Here is a 19,357-nt window from a genome sequence, read left to right as displayed (position 1 = left end):
TCACTTCCCGTTCCCGCTCGCGGTCCCGTACAGCTGCTCCACGATCGACTTGAGCACCTCGTCCGTGCGCGGCCCGTAGTTCAGCAGTACCCCGTCCGCGTACGAGACGACCCGGCGGTCCATCCCGGCGGGCGTCTCCGCGACACCGGGGATCTTCACCATCCCGTCGATCCCGCCCACCGAGGCGAGTCCCTTCGTCATCACCAGGATCGCGTCCGGCGCGGCCTTGGCGAGCGCCTCGCTGGTGATGGGCGTGAAGTCCTTCGACAGGCCCGAGTCCTTGCCCGCGTCGACCGCGCCCGCCGCCTCCAGCAGCGAACTCGCGCCCGAATCCGCGCCGCCGAGCAGATAGACCGCCGCCGAGCCGCGCAGATAGAGGAACGCCACGCGCGGCTTCTTGCCGGACTCGCTGCCCGCGCCGCCCTTCGGCTCGGGGATGTCCTTCTGTACGGCGGCGATCCGGTCCTCCGTACGCTGCTTCAGCTCCGTGCCGGCCGCCTTGACGCCGAGCACGGCGGCGACGGTGTCGATGCGCCGGCCGACGTCGGGGAGGCTCTTCGCCGGTTCGACGACGACCAGCGGGATGCCCGCGTCGCGGATCTGGCCGATGGCCTCGGCCGGTCCGGTGGTGGTGTCGGCGATGACGACGGTCGGCCGCAGCGACAGCACGCCCTCGGCGGAGACATCGTGCGCCCGGGTGACGATGGGCAGCTTGGCGGCCTGCTCGAAGGTGGCGGTGATGTCGCGCGCCACGACCTGCTCGCCGAGGCCGAGGGTGAAGACGATCTCGCTGAGCGAGCCGGTGAGCGGCACGATCCGGTCGGTGGAGGTGATGGTGACCTTGCGGCCGTCGGCGGAGGTGACGGTCACCGGAAGCTGGGGTTCCGGTGTGGTGGCGAGGGGTTCGACGCGGTCGGCGGCGGCCTCGGCGGACGCCGTGGCGCCCGTCTTGCCCGTACCGCTCCCGCCCGCTCCGGCACTGCCGCCGGCACTGCCTCCGCCCCCGCCGCAGCCGGTCGCGGTCAGGGCGAGAAGGAGCACGGAGAGGAGTGCACCCGACAGACGTGTTCCGCGCACGGAGCACACCATCCTGTTCTTTTTCCGGGGCCGGAAGGGGTTCCAGCAAAGGCCGGATATAGCTTAGGTTAGCCTTACCTCGCTTACTAGGCCCGGGGCTCTATTCGGATTACCAGTGATGGGTGAGAGTTGATGCAGTCCTTCAGACCGGTGCGGGCGATCGGACCCGTGCGCGCACTCGTTGCCGCGCTTCTCCTCGCGCTGCCGGTGGCTCTGCTGCCTGCGGCGGGCGCGCAGGCGGCAGACCGTACGGTACGGGGCGGCAGGCTCGACTGGGGAATCAAATCCTCATTCCAGAGCTATATCACCGGGCCTATCGCACAGGGCAGTTGGACGCTGACCGGCGGCGCGGCCACGGTCGGCGGCAGCCAGTTCCGATTCCATTCGGCGACGGGTACGTACGACCCGGCGACCGGCGCGTTCCGGTCCGGCTTCTCCGGCGGGGTCCATTTCACCGGCCACAAGAAGTCCGACGGGACGAATGAACTCGACCTGACGATCAGCAACCCCGCCGTCCGGATCTCCGGCGGCAGCGGCATCCTCTACGCGGACATGGTCAGCAAGGCGCGCGGGACCGGCGAGGTCACCACGTCCTCCCAGGTCCCGTTCGCCTCGCTCAACCTCTCCGGGATCAACATGCGGGGCGGCGGCAGTCCGATCGCCCTCAACAACGTCCCGGCGACGCTCACTTCGCAGGGCGCGACCGCCTTCGCCGGGTACTACACGGCGGGTACGGAGCTGGACCCGGTGAGCCTGTCGGTCGACGTACAGGCGGAGCAGCGGACGGCGACGCCGACGCCCACGCCCACTCCCACCCCTTCGGTCACCGCCTCGGAGTCCAAGAAGGCCGACGACAAGGCTGATAAGACGGACAAGGCCGCGAAGTCCTTCCAGGACGCGGCCGTCGACTGGGGTGTCCGCCGTACGTACCGTGAGTACGTCACCGGCGCGATCGCCCAGGGCGAGTGGAAGCTGTCCGGCGGAGCCCTGGACGGGGGTGCGCTCTTCCGCTTCCCGAAGGGGAAGGGTACGTACGACGCGAAGGCGGGTACGCTGGACGCCACCTTCGCCGGGGCGGTCCAATTCACCGGCACCGGACTGGATCTGACGCTGAGTGAGGTGGCGGTAAAGGTGAAGGGCGAGACGGGCCGGCTGTACGCGAAGGTGGCCGACGCGGAGGCCGCGTCGAAGTCGGAGGCCGCGTCGAAGTCGGAGTCCGCGTCGAAGTCGGAGTCCGCGTCGGAGTCGAAGTCGGAGTCCGCGTCCGGCGCCGTACCGCTGATCACCTTCGAGGCGAAGGACTTCACTCCGAAGGACGGCCTGGCCGCCCTCACCGAGGCCCCCGCCAAGCTCACCGCGCAGGGCGCCAAGGCGTTCGGCTCGCTCTACCCGGCCGGTACGGAAATGGACCCCGTCTCGCTCGCCGTCACCACCGACACGAAGGCCCAGTTGCCCGCCCTGCCCGACCTGGGCAGCGACACGGCGACGGCTTCCCCCGAGCCGGCCGCCACCGAGACGTCCGCGACCCCCGTCCCCAAGGGGGAGTCCACCGAAACGGCCGCCGCGTCCTCGTCGTCCGTGGGCACCGGGACGTACGCGGCGATCGGCGCGGGCGTGCTGGCCGCGGCGGGCGCGGCGTTCTTCCTGATCCGCAGGCGGCGGAGCGCGGCGACGCCGCCGGCCGCCTCCTGACCCCAAGACCCCACCTCCCCCGCAAGGCCGCTCGCCCCCACACGCATCGCAGCACAGTGCGCACGAGCGCATCACACGCAGCACACACGTATCCGTATTCGAGGAGACCACCCACCATGGCAGCAGTAACAACGCGCCGCCCCAGAAACTCCAGAGCGCTGGCCGCCGCCATCGCGACCGCGGCCACGCTCGGTGTCACCGCCTTCACGCTCCCGGCCCTCGCGGCCGGCCGCAGCGCGGCGCCCGTCGCCCTGCCCGCCGCCCCCGGCTTCGCGCTGGCGGCGGCCCCCGCGGCGGCCCCGGCCCTCGCCCTGACGGACTCCACCCTGGAGTGGGGCCTGAAGGAGTCCTTCCGCAAGTACGTCACCGGGATAGCGGCCGGCACCATCACGCCCACCGGCGGCGCCACGCAGGCCGACGGCAACGGGGTCCTCACCTTCCCGAACGGCACCGGCACGTACGACCCGACCACGCACGCGCTGAAGACGGCGCACGACGGTACGGTCCGCTTCAGCTCCGCCGCGCACGGCTTCGACATCAAGATCACCGATCTCAAGGTCGTCACCAGCGGTACGGCGGGCACCATCCAGGCCGATGTCACCCTCAACGGCGCCACCCAGGACGACATCGACCTCGCCTCGATCGACCTGACCGGCCTGCGCCCCGAGACCGGCGCCGGCTCGCTGACGTACAAGGACATCCCGGCGACGCTGACCGCCGACGGCGCCAAGGCGTTCAACGGGATGTACAAGGAGGGCGCGGAGCTGGACAAGGCGACGCTGTCGGTCAAGTACTCGACCGAGCAGCCGCCCAGCTCGCCGCCGCCCAGCTCGGAGGAGCCCCCGACCTCCCCGCCGCCGACGACCGAGGAGCCCCCGACCTCGCCGCCGCCCACCTCGCCGGACCCGACTCCCACCAACTCCACCAGCCCGACGCCCACCGGGTCGGAGTCGACCGGTTCCGGCTCGCCCTCCCCCTCGGCGTCGACCCCGTCGGCCGTGGACGGCAAGATCGTGGACGGCAACCTCGACTGGGGCCTCAAGGAGTCCTTCCGCTCGTACGTCGTGGGCCCGATCGCCAACGGCAAGGTCGAACTCAGCGACGGCGCGACCCAGTTGAGCAGCGCGTACCGCTTCCCGAAGGGCACGGGCAAGTTCGACGCCGACGCGCAGACGCTGGACGCGGCCTTCGGCGGCAAGGTGCGTTTCGTCGGCCACGAGGAGAAGGGCGAGTACCTCCTCGACCTCAACCTCAGCGGTCTTGAGGTCAAGGTGGCGTCCGGCAAGGCCGTCCTCTACGCGGACATCAGCACGAAGGACATGACGAGCCACAAGGTCACCAAGACCGACGCCGTCCCCTTCGCCACGCTGGACCTCCCGGCGGGCAAGCTGGCGGCCAAGGACGGCGTCCTGACCTTCGACGCGGTCCCGGCGAGCCTCACCGCCGACGGCTCCAAGGCGTTCAGCGGCATGTACACCGAGGGCACCGCCCTCGACCCGCTGACCCTCGCCGTCTCCCTGAGCGACGACGCCACCCTGCCCCCGACGGACGGCACCACCGGCGGCAGCACGTCGGGCGGCACCACGGGCGGTACGACCGGTGGCACCACCGGCGGGACGACCGGCGGTTCCACCACCGGCGGCTCGACGACCGGCGGCTCCACCACGGGCGGCGGCGGCTCGCTGGCCTCCACCGGCTCGGACGTCCCGGTCGGCTCGCTCCTCGCGGGCGCCGGCGCCATCGCGGCGGCGGGCGCGGCGGTCGTCTTCGCGGCCAAGCGCCGCCGTGACGCGCTGGACGAGACGGCGTAACACGCGCCCGAGAGCCCCCTGGTTCGCGCCGTACGGTGCGGAACCAGGGGGCTGCGGCGTTGTCACAGCCAGGTCGTCGCCAGCCCCGCGGCCACGATCGCGGTGACGAAGAGCGTGATGTTCAGCGCGACTTGGCGGTCCCCGAGCCTCAGATGCACCCCGGTCGCGCCGACCTGGAGCACCACGAATCCGATGGCCGCCGCCAGGGCCAGCCAGGGCAAGACGCCGGTCAGCGGCGGGAGCACCAGCCCGAGCGCACCGAGCACTTCGACCACCCCGATGGCCCTGACGGCCGGCATCGGGGTGCTGTCCACCCAGGCCATCATCGGCCGGAGCCGCTCACGGCTCTGGACCACTTTCACCCCGCCGCCGTAGAGGTAGAAGAGGGCGAGCAGGCCGGCGACGATCCAGTAGGCGACGTTCACGCGGCTGTCCGTCCGTCGTCCGGTTTCCGGATGAACTCGACGGCGGGCGCGGTGGCGTAGCGGCCCATCAGCTCGGCGTGTGCCCGGGGAGCCAGGGCCTGGCCGCCGGTGAGTGTGTCCCGCAGCTCCCGGAAGTACTGGACGTACAGATCCGGGGTGAACACGCTGAGCATGACTGCGGGTTGACCGGTCACGTTGGCGAAGGTGTGCGGCGCTCCGGGCGGGACCATCACGAGGGTGCCCGGGACCGCGTCGTACTCCTCCGTCCCTACCGTGAACCGCACCGTGCCGGAGACGATGTAGAAGCCCTCGTCGTGCTGGGCGTGGCGGTGCTGCGGCGGTCCGGGCGTGTGCGGTGCCAGGACGGATTCGGCGAGCCCGAGGCGGTGTCCGGTGGTGCTGCCGTCTTCGAGGACGCGCATACGGGTGGTGCCCAGGAGGATCGTCTCGCCGTCGTCCGGACCGACCACCGACACGGGGGGATCGGTGACCGGATGGGCCATTTCATCAGTCGTCATACACAGATCCCACCGCCGGGGCGCCGTCGCCGTCCAAGACCCGTTCCGCGCCGCCGATACCGCGCGGGTATCGTCCCCGGTCATGGAGGTACGGACGCTGCGCTACTTCGTGGCCGTCGCCGAGGAGCTGCACTTCGGCCGCGCCGCCGCCCGGCTGCACATCAGCCAGCCGCCGCTGAGCCGGGCGATCAAGCGGCTGGAGAGCGACATCGGCGCCGTACTGCTGCACCGTTCGCCCGCGGGTGTCACCCTCACCCCGGCCGGGGCGGTGCTGCTGGACGAGGCGCGTACGCTGCTCGACCGCGCCGACCGGATAGGCGAGCGCGTGGCGGCGGTGGCCGGCGCCGCGACCCTCACCGTCGGCATCCTGGGCGACGGCACCGACCCGGGCGCGACGCGTCTGGCCGCCGCCTTCCGCCGACGGCACCCGGACGTCGAGGTCCGCGTCCGCGAGACCGATCTGACCGATCCGACCTGCGGGCTGCGCGCCGGACTGGTCGATATCGCCCTGACCCGCGGCCCGTTCGACGAGACCGGCCTGACCGTGCACCGGCTCCGCGCCGACCCGGTGGGCGCGGTGCTGCGCGCCGACGATCCCCTGGCACACCGCGACACACTGCGCCTGCCCGACCTGGTGGACCGGCAGTGGTTCCGGTTCCCGGCGGACACCGACCCCGCCTGGCAGACGTACTGGCACGGCGGCGAACCCCGGGAGGGCCCGGTGGTGCGCGCCGTCCAGGAGTGCCTTCAGGCCGTGCTCTGGAACGGTACGGTCGGCATGACGCCCCTCGGCCACGAGCACCCCGACGAACTGGCGGTGGTACCGCTGACCGACATGGCGCCGAGCAGGGTCGTGGTGGCGTGGAACGAGTCCGACGCGAACCCCCTGATCCCGTCGTTCGCCCGGATCGCGACGGCGGCCTACCGCGCCTGAGCCGCCGCCGCAGACGCCGCCGCCGTCGCCGTTCCGAACCAGCGCCGCGCGGCGGCGGACACGTACGGCCGGGTACGCGTCGTGCGCCGCGAGACGCCCGGCACGGAGGTGGCCGCGCTGCTGATCCGGCCGGACGGATACGTGGCATGGGCGAGCCCGACCCCCGACCCGGCCGGGCTCCCCGAGGCCCTCGACCGGTGGTGCGGAAACCCCCTCGGCCAGTGATATCGACCGGTACGCGGAAGTCGACATCACCGGCCGCGTCCGATCCGGGGTGTGCGGCGCGGCCCACGGGCCGTACCGCTCGGGAGCATCCGCTCAGGAAGCGCGGCCCCGGTCGGCGGCGGAGGTCATGAACTCCTCTGGCTTCAGGGCGCGTTTGACGATGCGCGTGTCGCCTATCCAGCCGTAGAAGCCCTGGCCGAAGGTCTCGTTGAACTGGGTCCCGCCGATGACGAAGGGCTTGCCCAGGGTGGCGATGCCCGTCGACGGCTGGGTCGGGTTACGGGCGATCCTGGAGCCGTCCACGTACATCACGGTGCGCCGGCCGTCGTTGACCACGGCGATGTGCATCCAGCGCCCCACGGGGACGGTATGGCTCCAGGAGGTCGGGTCGGCGTCCTGGCGGTGCGGGTAGACCACGAACTGGAGGAAGCGCTCGGGGGACAGATTGAGGCTGCACGTCGGCTCGTCGGGGGACCAGCCGGTGGTCTTGCCCGCGTCCCCGCTACGGCCCTCCCAGCTCAGGATGCCCATCCAGGCGTGGTCACCCTCGAATGGCTGCGGCAGCCTGATGAAGGTCTCCAGGGTGTAACCGGCCGTGAATTTCTCGGAGTTGAGGGGAGCCTGGGGCGATGTCGTCAAGAGGGCGCCCCGGGCCGGGTTCTTGCCGCCGTCGAAGCGGAGGCTGGCGTGCGCGGGCTGGCCCCGGTGGTGGTCGTCCGACCAAGTGAGCGCCCCGGGACCGCTGTTGGCCAGGCGGGAGGCGGTGAGGTCGTTGCCGCGGCCCGACAGGTCACGGATCACCGCCCCCGTCTCGACAGGGCTGCCCGCCCGGCCCGCCGCTACGGCGCCCGACGCGTCGAAGCGCCAGTACGCGACCGTGTCGCGCGGCATGACGGCCTCGGCCGGGCGCGGCCTCGGCGGTACGACCGGCGCGAAGCCGGAGAAGCGCCGCTCGAAGTCGATGTCCAGGGTGAACCGGTCGACCGGGCCGGTCAGTTCGATGGTTTCGGCCTCCAGCGGCGTCCTTCTGGCCGGGTCCCGGGCGAGGAACCACGGCGCGAACGTCTCCACGTCGATGACACCCCGCGCCAGATCGAAGCCGTAGTGGCGGATCATGCCGGCACCGCCGTAGTAACGGTCCTGGTAGTTGGTGATGTGGACGTGCACGTCGTGGCCGGCGTCGTTGGTCAGGACCGTACGGCCCGGTGGCCAGTAGTGACCCCCGAGAGCCAGGAAGATCTGGTCGTTGCCGCGCACGATGCCGTTCCACAGACGGGTGCCGTTGTCCGAGAGCCGCGCGACGCCCTGGTCGTCCGCCCAGGCCAGATCATGGGTGGTGAGTACGGCCGGCAGGGTGGAGTGTGTGTCCAGCACCCCCTGGGCCCAGCGCAGGCCGTCCGCCGAGAGCCGCCAGTCCAGGGCGAGGATCAGCCACTGCCGCCCGCCCGCCTTGATCACATGGAAGCTGTTGTACCCGTCGGGTGAGGCTCCGCCGAAGGTCGGCATGCCCGCGAAGCGCCGGGGCCCGAAGCTCTTCAGATAGGCGCTGTCACCCCGCTGGTCGTCGGTGCGCCCGTCGATGTCGTGATTTCCGGCGAGTACGGAGTAGGGCACCTTGCCGTGGATGACGCCGAAGGTGTGGGCGGCGAGCTTGATCTCCTGCTCGGTGCCGTGTTCGGTGACATCGCCCAGATGCGCCAGGAACGCGATGTTCCCGCTCGCGCGCTCGGCGGCCAGGTAACGGAACGTCGCCCGGAGCGGCTCCGGGTCCGCGCTGTCGGCATCGAAGAGATACTGCGTGTCCGGCAGTACGGCAAGGCCGAAGCGGGGGCTCGACACGTCGAACCGGTCGCCCGCGGACGCCGGGATGACGGAGCCCGGAGAGGAGCCGGGGCCCGCCGAGGAGCCGGTGGCCGCCTGTGCGTGAGCCGGCTCGGCACCCAGCATGGAGGCCGCCGCACCGGCGGCCGGAATCGCGACGGCGGCCTGCAACACGGCACGTCTGTCAGGCCGGTTGGGCTCTGCTGCGCTCATATGCAACTCCTGTGGAAGAACGGGAGGGACCAGAGCGAACTGTGGTGAACGGCTGTGGCCGTGCGGCGGCGGCGAGCTGAACAGTTGCCGATACGTGCGGACCGGGGCGGCGGTGCCTCAGCCCCCGCCCGCCGGGACCGGCGCGGTCCGCTCTGCGGTGGTGGACGCGGTGGACACGGTGGCTGTGCTGGCTGTGGTGGACGTAGTGAACCAGAACAGCGCCGCGCACGCGAAGGCCGCCGCAGCGAACACCAGCGACTGCGTGAGCGACTCGTCCCGCGCGCCCGCGACCAGCGCGCCGACCGCCGCTGCCGTGAGGGCGACCATGGACAGCGCCCGGGGGCGCGGTGTGACGTCAGGTGCGTTCGACGTGTGGGCGGCCGACGGCAGCACCCGCACCGCGAGCAGATACCAGGCGCAGGCCGGCAGCGTCGAGCCCAGGACATCGCTCGGCCGGTGGTGGTACGTGGCCAGGACGGCCGCCGCGGTGACTCGCGCGCGCCAACGAGTTCGGGCCGGGGCAGGACCATCCTGGTGAGTTCCCTGCTCACCATCGTGCCCACGACGATCCCGATCGCCGCGCCCCCGCGCCACCAGCACCTGCGTACCGCCGCGACAGCGGCGATGACGGCCATGCCCACGAGCAGGGTGGGCAGAGTGCTACCCGGGGAGCGCCCGGCCCTGCCGCCGCTGGGCGGCGATCGCCAGGGCCGGGAGGGGCGCGATCAGCAGGAGGAGGACGATCAGGTCCGGCAGGGACGCCATGAACCAGTGCGGCCGGTCGACGATCGCCTGTGTACGGACGAACGCGAACGCCGCGACGGGGATCAGCCACCGGTAGTCCCCGGTGGCGGCCGTCGCCACCCACGCGGCGAGCAGTGCGGCGACCTCGACGGCGAACAGGCCGCGCTGGAAGGCCGGACTGATGGCGAGGACATGCAGCCCCCCGGCCAGGAACATGGCGAGCGCGACAGGCGCCAGCCAGCCGTACGAGTGGCGCCGCAGCCGCCCCGGACGGTACGCCGCCAGCACGGCGCACGCGGCGCCCAGCACCCCCGACAGCGCCAGGTCATGGGCCGTGATCGGGGCGCCGAGACCGTAGTAGCCCATGCCCACCTTGCCCTCGTCACCGAAGTACGTGGTGTCGGCGAACGTGGCACCGGCGTAGATCATCGCGGCGGCGGCCGGCAGGGCGATCCACGCCCGGCCGCGCAGCAGGGCGATCAGACAGACCAGCGGAAGCAGCCCGTACGGCAGCAGCCGCGTCTTCGTGCCGGGCCCCTGCGCCCACGGGTACCAGCCGGAGAAGCGGAAGGCGATCGCGTGCATGCCGGGATCGATGCGCAGCGCCCAGTGCCACACGTCCTGGAGATACGGGACGAGCGCCAGCGCGGCGAGGGCGAGCGCGGTCAGATGGATGCCGTCCAGCCACCACGGCCGCGCCGCGTCGGCGGCGACGGCACGGGCGCGGGCCTGCACCCCGCCCCGTACCAGCGCGGCCAACTCCCGTGGCGGGGGCCAGGACCGTCCGGGATACGCCTCGGCCAGGCAGCCGAGCAACTCCTCGCCCTGCCGGGAACGGTAGGGCTCGGGATAGACGGCCAGCAGCAGACGGTTCATGCCGGGGCCACCCCGGTATCCCGCGTACGCCCGATGACGACGGCCGCCGCCTGCTGCATCCGCAGGGCCTCCTGGCCGAGCAACTCGGTGCCGCCCTCGGTGAGCCGGTAGTAGCGCCGCGCCCGCCCGTCCACGATCTCCTCGTGGTCGTCGGCCACCAGCCCGGCCCGCTCCATCCGCTCCAGCGCGCCGTAGAGCGTGCCGACCGCGATCCGCAGCCGCCCGCCGGTGGCTCGCTCGGCGGCCTTGATGATGCCGTAACCGTGCAGGGGTCCGTCCAGGAGCGCGGCGAGGATGAAGTACTGCGGTTCCGTCAGGGACGGCTTCGCTCGTGTCATGCGCACGAGCATATATCGAGCTACGAAATATATCGGCCGCATCGGCCACCCATGTGGTGACGATGCTTAATTTCGCCGCCGACACACTGCCGCGCCTCTATAGTCGACCGATGGCGTCGATCAAACAGATTCAAGTCACCTTCGACTGCGCGGAACCCGAGCGCCTCGCCCGTTTCTGGTGCGAGGTCCTGGGTTACGCCGTACCCCCGCCGCCGGAGGGATTCGCCACCTGGGCCGACGTCGACCGCGCCCTGCCCCCCGAACGCCAGGGCTCCGCCTTCGCCTGCGTCGACCCCTCGGGCGTGGGCCCGCGCCTCTTCTTCCAGCGCGTCCCCGAAGGCAAGGTCGTCAAGAACCGCCTCCACATCGACGTACGCGTGGGCACCGGCCTGGTGGGCGAAGCCCGCCTGGCCGCCCTGGAAGCGGAATGCGCCCGCCTGATCCCCCTCGGCGCGGTACGCGGGCGGCTGCTGCTCGCCGACGACGACAACGAGTCGTGCCTCCTGATGCAGGACATCGAGGGCAACGAGTTCTGCCTCGACTGACCGCCGGCGGGCGGCGGGGCGGTGACGGCTAACATGCGGACTGTGACCATGACTACGGCGTTGATCACAGTCGCGGGTGAAGACGATGCGGTCGCCCTGCGGGAATGGCTGAACGCGGAGGACGAGTTCCGTGGTCGTGCGCGGCTGCACTCCGGGCCCGCGGGTGCGCCCACCGGTGAGCCCGCGGGTGCGCCCATGGGTGAGCCCACGGGAATGCTCGTGGGTGCGCCCGCGGGTGAGGGCACCATGGGGCCGGCCTTCGACACCGTGTCGTTGCTGGTGACCAGCGGCGGTCTCACGGCGATGACCACGGTGCTCGTCACCTACTTGAGGAACCGTGGGAGCAAGGTCAGAATCACCGCCACGGTGGGCGACAGATCCGCCACCATCGAGGGTGAGCGGCTGCGCCGGGCGGATGTGCGGGAACTCAACGAGGTGGCCGTCGATATGGCCAGACAACTCGGGGAGGGCTGATGCGGCTCGCCGATCCCCCTCGCTCGAAGGCGATCCTGATCGGCTCCGCGCGCTATACGGATCCCGCGCTGGAGGACATTCCCGCGGTGGCGGCCAACGTGGAGGACCTGGCCGCGATTCTCACCGATCCCGGACTCGGCGGGTTCCTGCCGGAGAACGTCCATCCGATGGTCGATCCGGAATTCCGGAACGCGGGCCGGGAGATCGCGCGTTGGTGCCGTGAGGCCGAGGACGTCCTCGTCGTGTACTTCGCGGGCCACGGGCTCATCGACGCGGGCGACTCCGCGTTGCTGCTGGCCATGTCGGACACGGACAGCGAGTTGCAGGAGTACAGCTCGCTGCCGGCCGCCCAGGTGCGCAGGGCCATCGCCAACAGCCCCGCCGGTATCCGGATCTTCATCATCGACTGCTGCTACTCCGCCCGCGCGCTGGGGCACGCCATGGCCGACGAGGGCTCCCAACTGCTGGCCCAGATCGACGTGCAGGGCACCTACACGCTGGCCTCGGCCCCACGGAATCTCGCCGCGCTGTTCATTCCGGGTGAGCGGCACACGGTGTTCTCGGGCGAACTCATCACGCTGCTGCGCGAGGGCGTGAGCGGAACCGGTCCGCTCCTGGCCCTGTCCGCGGTCCATCCTCAACTGCACCGCCGGCTGCGGCAGCGCAACCGTCCCCTCCCCAAAGTCGTGCACTCCGACAGCGTCGGAGAGTTCGCGCTCGTACGGAACGCGGGGTACCGGCGCGAGGCGACTGCCGTACCCGTAACCGCCGCACCAGTAACCCCCGCACCCGTGACCGCCGCACCCGTGACCGCCGCACCCGTGACCGCCGCACCCGTGACCGCCGCACCCGTGACCGCCGCACCCGTGACCGTCGCACCAGTAACCGCCGTACCCGTAACCGCCGTACCCGTAACCGCCGTACCCGTGACCGCCGTACCCGTTACCGTCCAGCCGCTGCACACTCCGGAGGAGGCCGAGGCACTCGTACGGCGCCTGACGGCGAACCTGGCGCCGCTCGTGCCCAACCAGCGGTCCGAGCCCACCTTGGAACACACCCAGGCGTTGATGCGGCTGGCCAGCGCCGCACTCGATCAGAGCTGGCCCGTACTGGCCAGGCTGCGGTTCATCTGGCTGCTGTCCGCCTGGCACCAGGACGAATGGGCCGCCGCCGCGCTGGCCGGCATGAACAGCCTCTACGACCCGAAACTCCCCGCGAGCGTCAGATCCTTCGTGCAGTCCTTGAACGACGACGACGCATGGTCCCGGCGTACGGAGGACACCTGGTCCATCGAGGGTCTCGTGCCACGCCACCAAGGCGCCGACGACGACTTCGACCCGACGGAACTGTGGGGCACCGTCATGGCGATGCTGATGGCCACGGCCGGACTGCCCGTCCTCGTCCGCGTCCAGGCGCTCAACGAGCTGGCCGAACTCGGCCACGCCGACCAGGCGGTACGTATCGCGCAGGGAATGCTCCGGGAACGCGATGCGGACCCCGGGCTGACAGCAGCGGTGGAAGCGTTCCTGAGCTAAGGCCGGTCCGTACCGGAGGCGTCTTCGGAGGCGCTTGAGGAGTCGGAAGCGCCCGGGGCAAGGCCGTCCGAGCCCGGCAGCAGCCGGAACACGGGCTGGCTGAGGCCCAACGCGACCAGCACCGAAGCGATCGAGGACGCGGACTGCTCCGAGGTCCGCTCCGTCTCGCCCAGCCCGTCGACGAGCCGCGGAAGCGCCCGGAGCCAGCACCGCACCGCCACCGCACCCGCGGCGGTGGCCGCGCCCAGCAGCACGGACGTCACCCAGACCGCCGGCCAGAGGAGGACCACCTCGCACACCAGCACCACCGCGAGAAAACCGGCGACAAGAGCGGAGACCGTAGGGAGCCGTGGCGCGCCGTCCATGACCGCCTCCTCGAAGGAGCCGGATCCCATACGTTCGAACCGTTCACGCCCGAAGGCGCGCACGACCCACGCGTATCCGGCCAACGGCACCACCGTGTACACGCCGAGCGCTGCCAGCAGGACGAGCAGCACATCGACAAACGTCGGCATGCTGAAAGACACGACGATCGCGATCGTCACAGCCGTGACGGCAAGACCGAACGCGATGAACCGCACCCCCCAGAACAACTCGTATGTGGTCGACGGATACTCGTAGCCTCTCGCGACGCGCTCACGATCGGGGCCGTCCATCCCCTCGACCATTTCGGTTGCCAGGAAGACCACCCCGAGCACACAGCCCGCGGCGAACAACACCAGGCTCACGTTCAGCAGCCCGCCCCAGACTCCCTCGAAGTCGAAGACCAGCTTGGCGACCAGCGAGGCGACGCAGAACACCAGCTGCACCACGAAGGGATGTCCCCCGTCGAGAGCGGACAACACGGCGACGCTGAGGGCACCGACACCGATGAGCAGCGCCAGCACAACCCCGAGCCACGGCTGCCACGCCCGCACGGCGGGAGCGTCCATCCAGTGGGTCGGAAGCTGAAACACCAGGGCCGCGACCCCGGCCGCCAGCGGGAAGACCCCCGGCCCGAGATCCAGATCACGAGCCATCACGGTCAGCACCAGCACCGCGCCAACGGCCACCGTCACCCATGACCCACCCGTGAGGAGTTGGTTCGCACCGGCGTCAATGGCGACGAAATCATGCGCGAACAGCCCGGCGACCCCAACGGCAATCAGAAAAACCCCGCCCCGAACCATGCCCGCGCCCCCTCAACTCTGCTCGGCAGCGTAACCACCACCCAAGAGGCGGTGAACACCCCCGCACATCCGCCCGCCGAAGGCTCAACGACCATCTCCCCGTGGAGGATACGGACCCGGCCGTCCGGGCCCGGACGTCAGCGGAAGGGCCGGAAGAAGGTACGGACGTCGGCGGTGAAGAGGCCGGGCTGCTCCATCGCGGCGAAGTGCCCGCCCCGGGGCAGCTCGGACCAGTGGACGATGTTGTGGTCCAGTTCGGCCAGCCGCCGGACCGGGCGGGCGACATCGGCCGCGAAGACCGCGACGCCGGTGGGAGTCCGGCGGCGGCCGGTCCGCTCGGCGCGCGCCGGCTGCGACGGGTGGGCCGCCTCCCAGTAGTGGCGAGCGGAGGAACCGGCGGTCGCGGTGAGCCAGTAGAGCATCACATTGGTCAGCAGACGATCACGGGAGACGGCGTCCTCGGGCGCGTTCTCGCTGTCCGTCCACTCCTTGAACTTCTCTACGATCCAGGCGAGTTGCCCGACGGGTGAGTCGGTCAGCGCGTAGGCCAGCGTCTGGGGCCGCGTCCCTTGGATCTTGGCGTACCCCGACATCTCGGGCTCCGACTCAAGGAGCCGGTTCAGGCGGGCCCAATCCGCGTCGGTGAGTTCGGCGGCCACGGCGGGATCGGCGGGCGGCAGGGTCACCAGGGTGTTCAGATGGATCGCGACGACCTGCTCGGAGGCCAGGGCTGCCAGTTCCAGGGTGATCGCATGGCCCCAGTCGCCGCCCTGCGCGCCGTAACGGTCGTACCCCAGCCGCCGCATCAGCTCGGCCCAGGCGCCCGCGACCCGGGGGATGTCCCAGCCTGCGCCTCGGGTCGGCCCGGAGAGGCCGTACCCCGGAATGGAGGGGATGACCACGTCGAAGGCGTCGGTCGGCGGACCGCCGTGGGAGCGCGGGTCGGCGAGGGGACCGACGACGTCGAGAAACTCCACCACGGATCCAGGCCAGCCGTGGGTGATCAGCAGCGGCAGCGCGTCCGGCTCGGGGGAGCGGACGTGCAGGAAGTGGATGTCCGCCCCGTCGATCGTGGTGGTGAACTGCGGAAAGCGGTTCAGGTGCGCCTCGTGCTCACGCCAGTCGTACGCGCTTCGCCAGTACGCGGCCAGTTCCTTCAAGTACGCGGGCGGCACCCCTTGTGACCAGCCGGGAGCGGTGGGATCGTCCGGCCACCGGGTGGCGTCCAGCCGCGCCGCCAAGTCGTCCAGGGCGGCCTGGGGAACGGTGAGTTCGAAGGGGCGGATCGCCGTCCGTAAGTCCTTGTTCATGAGCCGTACCTCTCTTCCGGGGCGTGCGCGAGGGGTTGGGTTCACTCTGCCGCGCGAACGCGACGGGCCCCGTCGCTCGCGGCGGTTGGCGTGCGAGTGGCGGGGCCCGGGGGGCTGAGGGGTGGGCTCAGCGGGGGGTGAAGGTGTCCGATTGGACGGCCTGGATGAAGGTGGTGAAGGCCGGGGTGGGGAAGAGGAGTGCCGGTCCTTGGGGGTGCTTGGAGTCCCGTACGGGGACGGTGCCGGGGAAGTTGGTGGCGGCTTCGACGCACTCGCCGCCGTCTGTGTTGCTGCGCTTGCTCTTGCGCCAGACAGCAGTACTCAGATCGATGGATCCCACGACGCTTCCTCCAACATCTGCGTAATGAACTTCCGCGACTCGGCCGGTGACAACGCCAGGTCACGCACCGCATCGTACCGGAGCTGGAGTTGCTCGATCCGGGTCGGTTGTTCGATGAGTTCGCCGCCGCTGTCGTTCTCCGTATAGGCCACCGTGTTGCCGTCCGCCGCGCGTAGGAACATCACGTGATTGTTGATCAGCGCGTGTGGGCCGACGGAGAACGGCATCACTTGCACAACGACTGTGGAGCGCTCGGCCATCGTGAGTAGATGCTCCAACTGCTCACGCCATGCTGCCGCGTCCGGCAGCGCCATACGCAGCACCGTCTCCGAGATGATCGCGCGAATGTGCGGCGGGTTCTCGCCCTCCAGCAGCACACGACGCCCTATGCGCGCCTCGATCTGCCGCTCCAGTTCCAGGCCGTCGAGGCCGCCCGCCCTGAGCAGCGCCCGTGCGTAGCCCTCGGTCTGGAGCAGGCCCGGCAGGGCGCCGACACCGAAGTGCCACAAGGTCACCGCCTCGGCCTCAAGAACCATGTACCGCCGGTACCGCTCCCTGAACTGCGACGGGTCCGCCATGGCCAGTTCCCACAGCGTCAGCAGCATGGGTGTCGTCCCGTAGAACTGGTCCAGCGCCTGTACGACCTCGGCGCTGCCCAGGCTGTCTCCCGTCTCCATCTTGCTGAACAGTGAGTGGTCCCAACCCAGGGCCTCGGCCAGTTTCCGCAGGCTGAGCTTCTTCTGCTCGCGCAGCAGGCCCAGTTCCTCGCTGAACCGCAGGCGCGGTTCCTGGCTTCGGCCCGTGACGATCCTTCTTCCCGGCATCTGTGCTGACCTCCTGTAGGGGCACGTTGAACGGATGGTCAGGAGCGGTGCAGCGGCTCCTTGTCTACAGCGATCGAGCCAATCTCGCGGTGCATTCTCGTAGCTGTCTGAACACGCAACGTAGTTCACGGGTCAGGTTCCGAACCACCGGTTCGGGAGAAGGAGCGGGCCAATGGCGACAAGTAGCCAAATGTACGAGCCTCAAGCAAGCGCTCCCGAACCCGCCGCCGGTTGTGAGTTGTGCCGGTGGTGGGCCCGGCGGCGGGAGAACGCGCGGCGGGGGATTGGGGAGGCGAGCGTTGAGGAGTGTGACGAGCGGATCGCAACCCACCCCCACCGGCGGCCACTTGGCCCTGTGGGGAGTGGCGGGTCCGCGCTGTGAACGGGCGGGTGTACGTGTCGACCGTCGTGGCCGAGGGGCCGGTGAACGGGACCGTGGTACGGGTGGTGCTGGGCGCGCGGCGGACGTACACGCCCGAGGGCGCGTTGCGGTGGCTGTGCGGGCAGGCGCAGCGGATCGCCGATGGGCTTGACCCCGATCCGTACGCGGCCTGGGCGGCCTACTGCGGGCCGGTGCTCGTGCCCGTGGGGGCGCGTGTGCCTGATGTTCCTTCGGCGTTACGGGCGTGGTGTGACGACCCCCGGCGGCAGGACGCGGCCCGGCGGCGGCTGGTGTGTGGCGACACGCTCACCGTCAGCACGGCGGACGACTCGGGCCGCTACACCCTCACCGTCGTACCAACTCGGCTGACCGAGGCGGACGTTGCCGAGTGCCGCGCGAGGGGCCGGCGACGGCGGCGGCCCTGGTGGTGTCCCGGTTGGTGGCCCTTCCGCCGTACGCGCCGGAGGCGGCACGCCCGGTCGTCCGCCGCAGCGCGCATTCCCCATGGCCCACACACGGAAGGCTTCGTATGAGGTTTCTTGTCCCCGCACTGTTTGTTGTCTCGGCGGTCGGTGTCGTTCACATCGCGCTCGGTGTGCGGCAGCACCGTGAACGGTGTCGGCTGGTCACCGGTGAGATGCACGCGCGGCTCATGGCCGATGAGGAGCAGCATCCGGCGCTGGCCGCGTTGTGGGCGTCGTTGGCAGGGTTCGCCGCTGAGGAGCGTGCGTACCAACTGCACTGTCGGCGCTGGTTACTTCTCTGGTCTCTTCAGCACCGGACCCGCGCGGTTGCCTCCGGAGCCATGCGACGCGTCGCGGCGGATTTCATGCGGCATCCGGAGAACCGGGCTGCCTGGGAGTACGCGCGGCACGCGCTGCTCGGGGAGGTCCGGGACGGGGCCGACCGGCGGTTCGTGCGGCTTTTCGACGACGCGTACGACGACTGGTGCGCTGCCCGGGAGGTGTTGTGAGCCGCTCGGAGTGGACCATGGATGACGCGCCCCGGCTCGGGCTGCCCGGGCTGGAGCCCGTACCGGTCGCCGGGTGCGCGGTGTGTACGGCACTGGGGGCGGGGCGGGAGGAGGCCCGGCGTTCCGGGGACCTGTCCCGTGTCAGCGACCGCAATGTGGAGATCGCCCGCCACCCGCACGGCCGGTCCGGACAGTGGCCCGCGCCGGGGTCCGCCTCGTGAGGCGCCTCGAAGCGCTGGCCGTCACACTGGGGGCCGTCCTCACGGTCCTCTCCATAACCGTGGCGATGGCCGTCGCTCTCGGGCGCGGGTAGCGATGGGTAGTGGCAGCCCACCGTGTTTGAATGCCCGGGTGGCTGACATCTCTGACCTCGACGTCCTCAGCGTCTTCTGCGCTGCCGACGGGCGGCACGGCAACACGCTCGGCGTCGTCCGCGAGGGGCGGTACCACCCCGACCGGGCGGACCGCCAGGCCATCGCCGCCCAACTCGCTTACAGCGAGACCGTGTTCGTCGATGACCCCGACCGTGGCGTGGTCGACATCTACACGCCTGGACTGCGGCTCCCGTTCGCCGGGCATCCGCTGGTCGGGGTGGCGTGGCTGCTCGATCTTGAGGTGGTGAACCCGCCGGCGGGGGAGGTGTGGGTCCGCCAGGACGGGGAGTTCACCTGGATCACCGCCCGCGCGGAGTGGGTACCGCCGCGCACACTCCAGCGGTACGACACCGCCGCCGAGGTCGACGCGCTGCCCGCGCCGCCGCCCGGTGAGGGCTGGCTCTACGCGTGGGCCTGGGAGGACGAGGCGGCGGGCCGCGTCCGGGCCCGCGCCTTCCCGCGCCGGGGCGACGGCATCACGGAGGACGAGGCCACCGGCGCGGCGGCGCTGCTGCTCACGGCGCGGCTGGGCCGCGCGCTGAACATCACGCAGGGCCGGGGATCACAGCTGATCACGGCGCCCGGGCCGGACGGGACGATCGAGCTGGGCGGGCGGGTGCGGCTGCTCACGGCGCACTGACCCCGGCGGGCCGCCGCCGATCGGGGGCATGCTCCGAGTGGCGCCTCCGCGCCCCGGTCCGGGTGGGTGAACCTGGACCGTACCCGCCAGGGGGCGACGGCGAGGAGCGTGGGACAT

General features: G+C 71.0%; 20 protein-coding genes and 1 pseudogene. 10 read left to right on the top strand and 11 right to left on the bottom strand.

Going from position 1 to position 19,357, the window contains the following annotated elements; translation table 11 throughout:
• Positions 1 to 1,089, bottom strand: coding sequence for a heme/hemin ABC transporter substrate-binding protein (locus tag DVK44_RS07325; protein ID WP_114658907.1), 1,089 nt, complete (start codon positions 1,087 to 1,089; stop codon positions 1 to 3).
• A gap of 120 nt (positions 1,090 to 1,209) precedes the next feature.
• Here DVK44_RS07325 and DVK44_RS07320 point away from each other — a divergent pair, with 120 nt between their 5' ends.
• A complete protein-coding gene (locus DVK44_RS07320) occupies positions 1,210 to 2,769 on the top strand; it encodes an HtaA domain-containing protein (protein WP_114658906.1) in 1,560 nt (519 codons plus the stop codon).
• 116 nt (positions 2,770 to 2,885) lie between these two features.
• On the top strand, positions 2,886 to 4,580 hold the full coding sequence (locus tag DVK44_RS07315; protein WP_114658905.1) for an HtaA domain-containing protein: 1,695 nt from the start codon (positions 2,886 to 2,888) through the stop codon (positions 4,578 to 4,580).
• Between the two features lie 62 nt (positions 4,581 to 4,642).
• Here the strand turns inward: DVK44_RS07315 and DVK44_RS07310 are convergent, their stop codons facing one another.
• Both DVK44_RS07310 and DVK44_RS07305 read right to left on the bottom strand, forming a co-directional pair.
• Positions 4,643 to 5,005 (bottom strand): DoxX family protein, encoded by a 363-nt coding sequence (locus tag DVK44_RS07310; RefSeq protein WP_114658904.1) that lies wholly within the window; start codon positions 5,003 to 5,005, stop codon positions 4,643 to 4,645.
• Positions 5,002 to 5,523, bottom strand: a complete 522-nt coding sequence (locus tag DVK44_RS07305; RefSeq protein WP_114658903.1) for a cupin domain-containing protein — start codon at positions 5,521 to 5,523, stop codon at positions 5,002 to 5,004. Before DVK44_RS07305 ends, DVK44_RS07310 begins: the two co-directional genes overlap by 4 nt.
• Positions 5,524 to 5,605: 82 nt before the next feature.
• Here DVK44_RS07305 and DVK44_RS07300 point away from each other — a divergent pair, with 82 nt between their 5' ends.
• Both DVK44_RS07300 and DVK44_RS36270 read left to right on the top strand, forming a co-directional pair.
• Positions 5,606 to 6,457, top strand: coding sequence for a LysR family transcriptional regulator (locus DVK44_RS07300; protein ID WP_114658902.1), 852 nt, complete (start codon positions 5,606 to 5,608; stop codon positions 6,455 to 6,457).
• A gap of 51 nt (positions 6,458 to 6,508) precedes the next feature.
• Positions 6,509 to 6,682: pseudogene (locus DVK44_RS36270) on the top strand (aromatic-ring hydroxylase C-terminal domain-containing protein); the annotation flags it as partial.
• Between the two features lie 93 nt (positions 6,683 to 6,775).
• Here the strand turns inward: DVK44_RS36270 and DVK44_RS07295 are convergent.
• The 4 genes from DVK44_RS07295 to DVK44_RS07280 all read right to left on the bottom strand — a co-directional run bounded on the left by DVK44_RS07295 (position 6,776) and on the right by DVK44_RS07280 (position 10,674).
• The gene (locus DVK44_RS07295; protein WP_114658901.1) at positions 6,776 to 8,716 is read right to left on the bottom strand and encodes a LamG-like jellyroll fold domain-containing protein; all 1,941 of its coding nucleotides are present in this window, start codon (positions 8,714 to 8,716) and stop codon (positions 6,776 to 6,778) included.
• 117 nt (positions 8,717 to 8,833) lie between these two features.
• A complete protein-coding gene (locus DVK44_RS07290) occupies positions 8,834 to 9,310 on the bottom strand; it encodes a hypothetical protein (RefSeq protein WP_181957420.1) in 477 nt (158 codons plus the stop codon).
• A 66-nt stretch (positions 9,311 to 9,376) separates the two neighbouring features.
• Positions 9,377 to 10,336, bottom strand: a complete 960-nt coding sequence (locus DVK44_RS07285; protein WP_114658900.1) for a hypothetical protein — start codon at positions 10,334 to 10,336, stop codon at positions 9,377 to 9,379.
• Positions 10,333 to 10,674 (bottom strand): PadR family transcriptional regulator, encoded by a 342-nt coding sequence (locus tag DVK44_RS07280; protein WP_114664966.1) that lies wholly within the window; start codon positions 10,672 to 10,674, stop codon positions 10,333 to 10,335. Before DVK44_RS07280 ends, DVK44_RS07285 begins: the two co-directional genes overlap by 4 nt.
• 110 nt (positions 10,675 to 10,784) lie before the next feature.
• Here DVK44_RS07280 and DVK44_RS07275 point away from each other — a divergent pair, with 110 nt between their 5' ends.
• Genes DVK44_RS07275 through DVK44_RS07265 form a run of 3 tightly spaced genes read left to right on the top strand, consistent with a single transcriptional unit; the run spans position 10,785 to position 13,228 of the window.
• Positions 10,785 to 11,219 carry a VOC family protein gene (locus DVK44_RS07275; protein ID WP_114658899.1) on the top strand — a complete coding sequence of 145 codons (435 nt, stop codon included), beginning with the start codon at positions 10,785 to 10,787 and terminating at the stop codon, positions 11,217 to 11,219.
• Positions 11,220 to 11,267: 48 nt separating this feature from the next.
• Positions 11,268 to 11,693 (top strand): effector-associated constant component EACC1, encoded by a 426-nt coding sequence (locus DVK44_RS07270; RefSeq protein ID WP_228447576.1) that lies wholly within the window; start codon positions 11,268 to 11,270, stop codon positions 11,691 to 11,693.
• Positions 11,693 to 13,228, top strand: coding sequence for a caspase family protein (locus DVK44_RS07265; RefSeq protein ID WP_114658897.1), 1,536 nt, complete (start codon positions 11,693 to 11,695; stop codon positions 13,226 to 13,228). Before DVK44_RS07270 ends, DVK44_RS07265 begins: the two co-directional genes overlap by 1 nt.
• On the opposite strand, the gene DVK44_RS07260 is transcribed toward DVK44_RS07265, so the two are convergent.
• The 4 genes from DVK44_RS07260 to DVK44_RS07245 all read right to left on the bottom strand — a co-directional run bounded on the left by DVK44_RS07260 (position 13,225) and on the right by DVK44_RS07245 (position 16,871).
• Positions 13,225 to 14,286: a hypothetical protein gene (locus DVK44_RS07260; protein WP_162793688.1), complete on the bottom strand. Its 1,062-nt coding sequence runs from the start codon at positions 14,284 to 14,286 to the stop codon at positions 13,225 to 13,227. The genes DVK44_RS07265 and DVK44_RS07260 overlap by 4 nt on opposite strands.
• A gap of 248 nt (positions 14,287 to 14,534) precedes the next feature.
• Positions 14,535 to 15,707: an epoxide hydrolase family protein gene (locus DVK44_RS07255; protein ID WP_181957419.1), complete on the bottom strand. Its 1,173-nt coding sequence runs from the start codon at positions 15,705 to 15,707 to the stop codon at positions 14,535 to 14,537.
• 127 nt (positions 15,708 to 15,834) lie between these two features.
• The gene (locus tag DVK44_RS07250; RefSeq protein ID WP_114658895.1) at positions 15,835 to 16,047 is read right to left on the bottom strand and encodes a DUF397 domain-containing protein; all 213 of its coding nucleotides are present in this window, start codon (positions 16,045 to 16,047) and stop codon (positions 15,835 to 15,837) included.
• The gene (locus tag DVK44_RS07245; protein ID WP_114658894.1) at positions 16,029 to 16,871 is read right to left on the bottom strand and encodes a helix-turn-helix domain-containing protein; all 843 of its coding nucleotides are present in this window, start codon (positions 16,869 to 16,871) and stop codon (positions 16,029 to 16,031) included. The genes DVK44_RS07250 and DVK44_RS07245 overlap by 19 nt, the downstream gene beginning before the upstream one ends.
• A gap of 911 nt (positions 16,872 to 17,782) precedes the next feature.
• On the opposite strand from DVK44_RS07245, the gene DVK44_RS07235 reads away from it, so the two are divergent.
• The 3 genes from DVK44_RS07235 (at position 17,783) to DVK44_RS07225 (ending at position 19,240) form a co-directional block, all read left to right on the top strand.
• Complete coding sequence (locus DVK44_RS07235; protein ID WP_114658892.1) at positions 17,783 to 18,226, top strand: DUF6082 family protein; 444 nt, start codon at positions 17,783 to 17,785, stop codon at positions 18,224 to 18,226.
• Positions 18,227 to 18,243: 17 nt separating this feature from the next.
• Complete coding sequence (locus DVK44_RS07230) at positions 18,244 to 18,447, top strand: hypothetical protein (RefSeq protein ID WP_114664964.1); 204 nt, start codon at positions 18,244 to 18,246, stop codon at positions 18,445 to 18,447.
• A 130-nt stretch (positions 18,448 to 18,577) separates the two neighbouring features.
• Positions 18,578 to 19,240, top strand: a complete 663-nt coding sequence (locus DVK44_RS07225) for a PhzF family phenazine biosynthesis protein (RefSeq protein WP_408055296.1) — start codon at positions 18,578 to 18,580, stop codon at positions 19,238 to 19,240.
• The last annotated feature ends 117 nt before the right edge of the window (positions 19,241 to 19,357 follow it).

The organism is Streptomyces paludis, from assembly GCF_003344965.1.
In the GTDB taxonomy this organism is placed as follows: domain Bacteria; phylum Actinomycetota; class Actinomycetes; order Streptomycetales; family Streptomycetaceae; genus Streptomyces; species Streptomyces paludis.
Note: the sequence above shows the minus strand (reverse complement) of the source record. Positions and strands in the feature narration are given on the sequence as shown.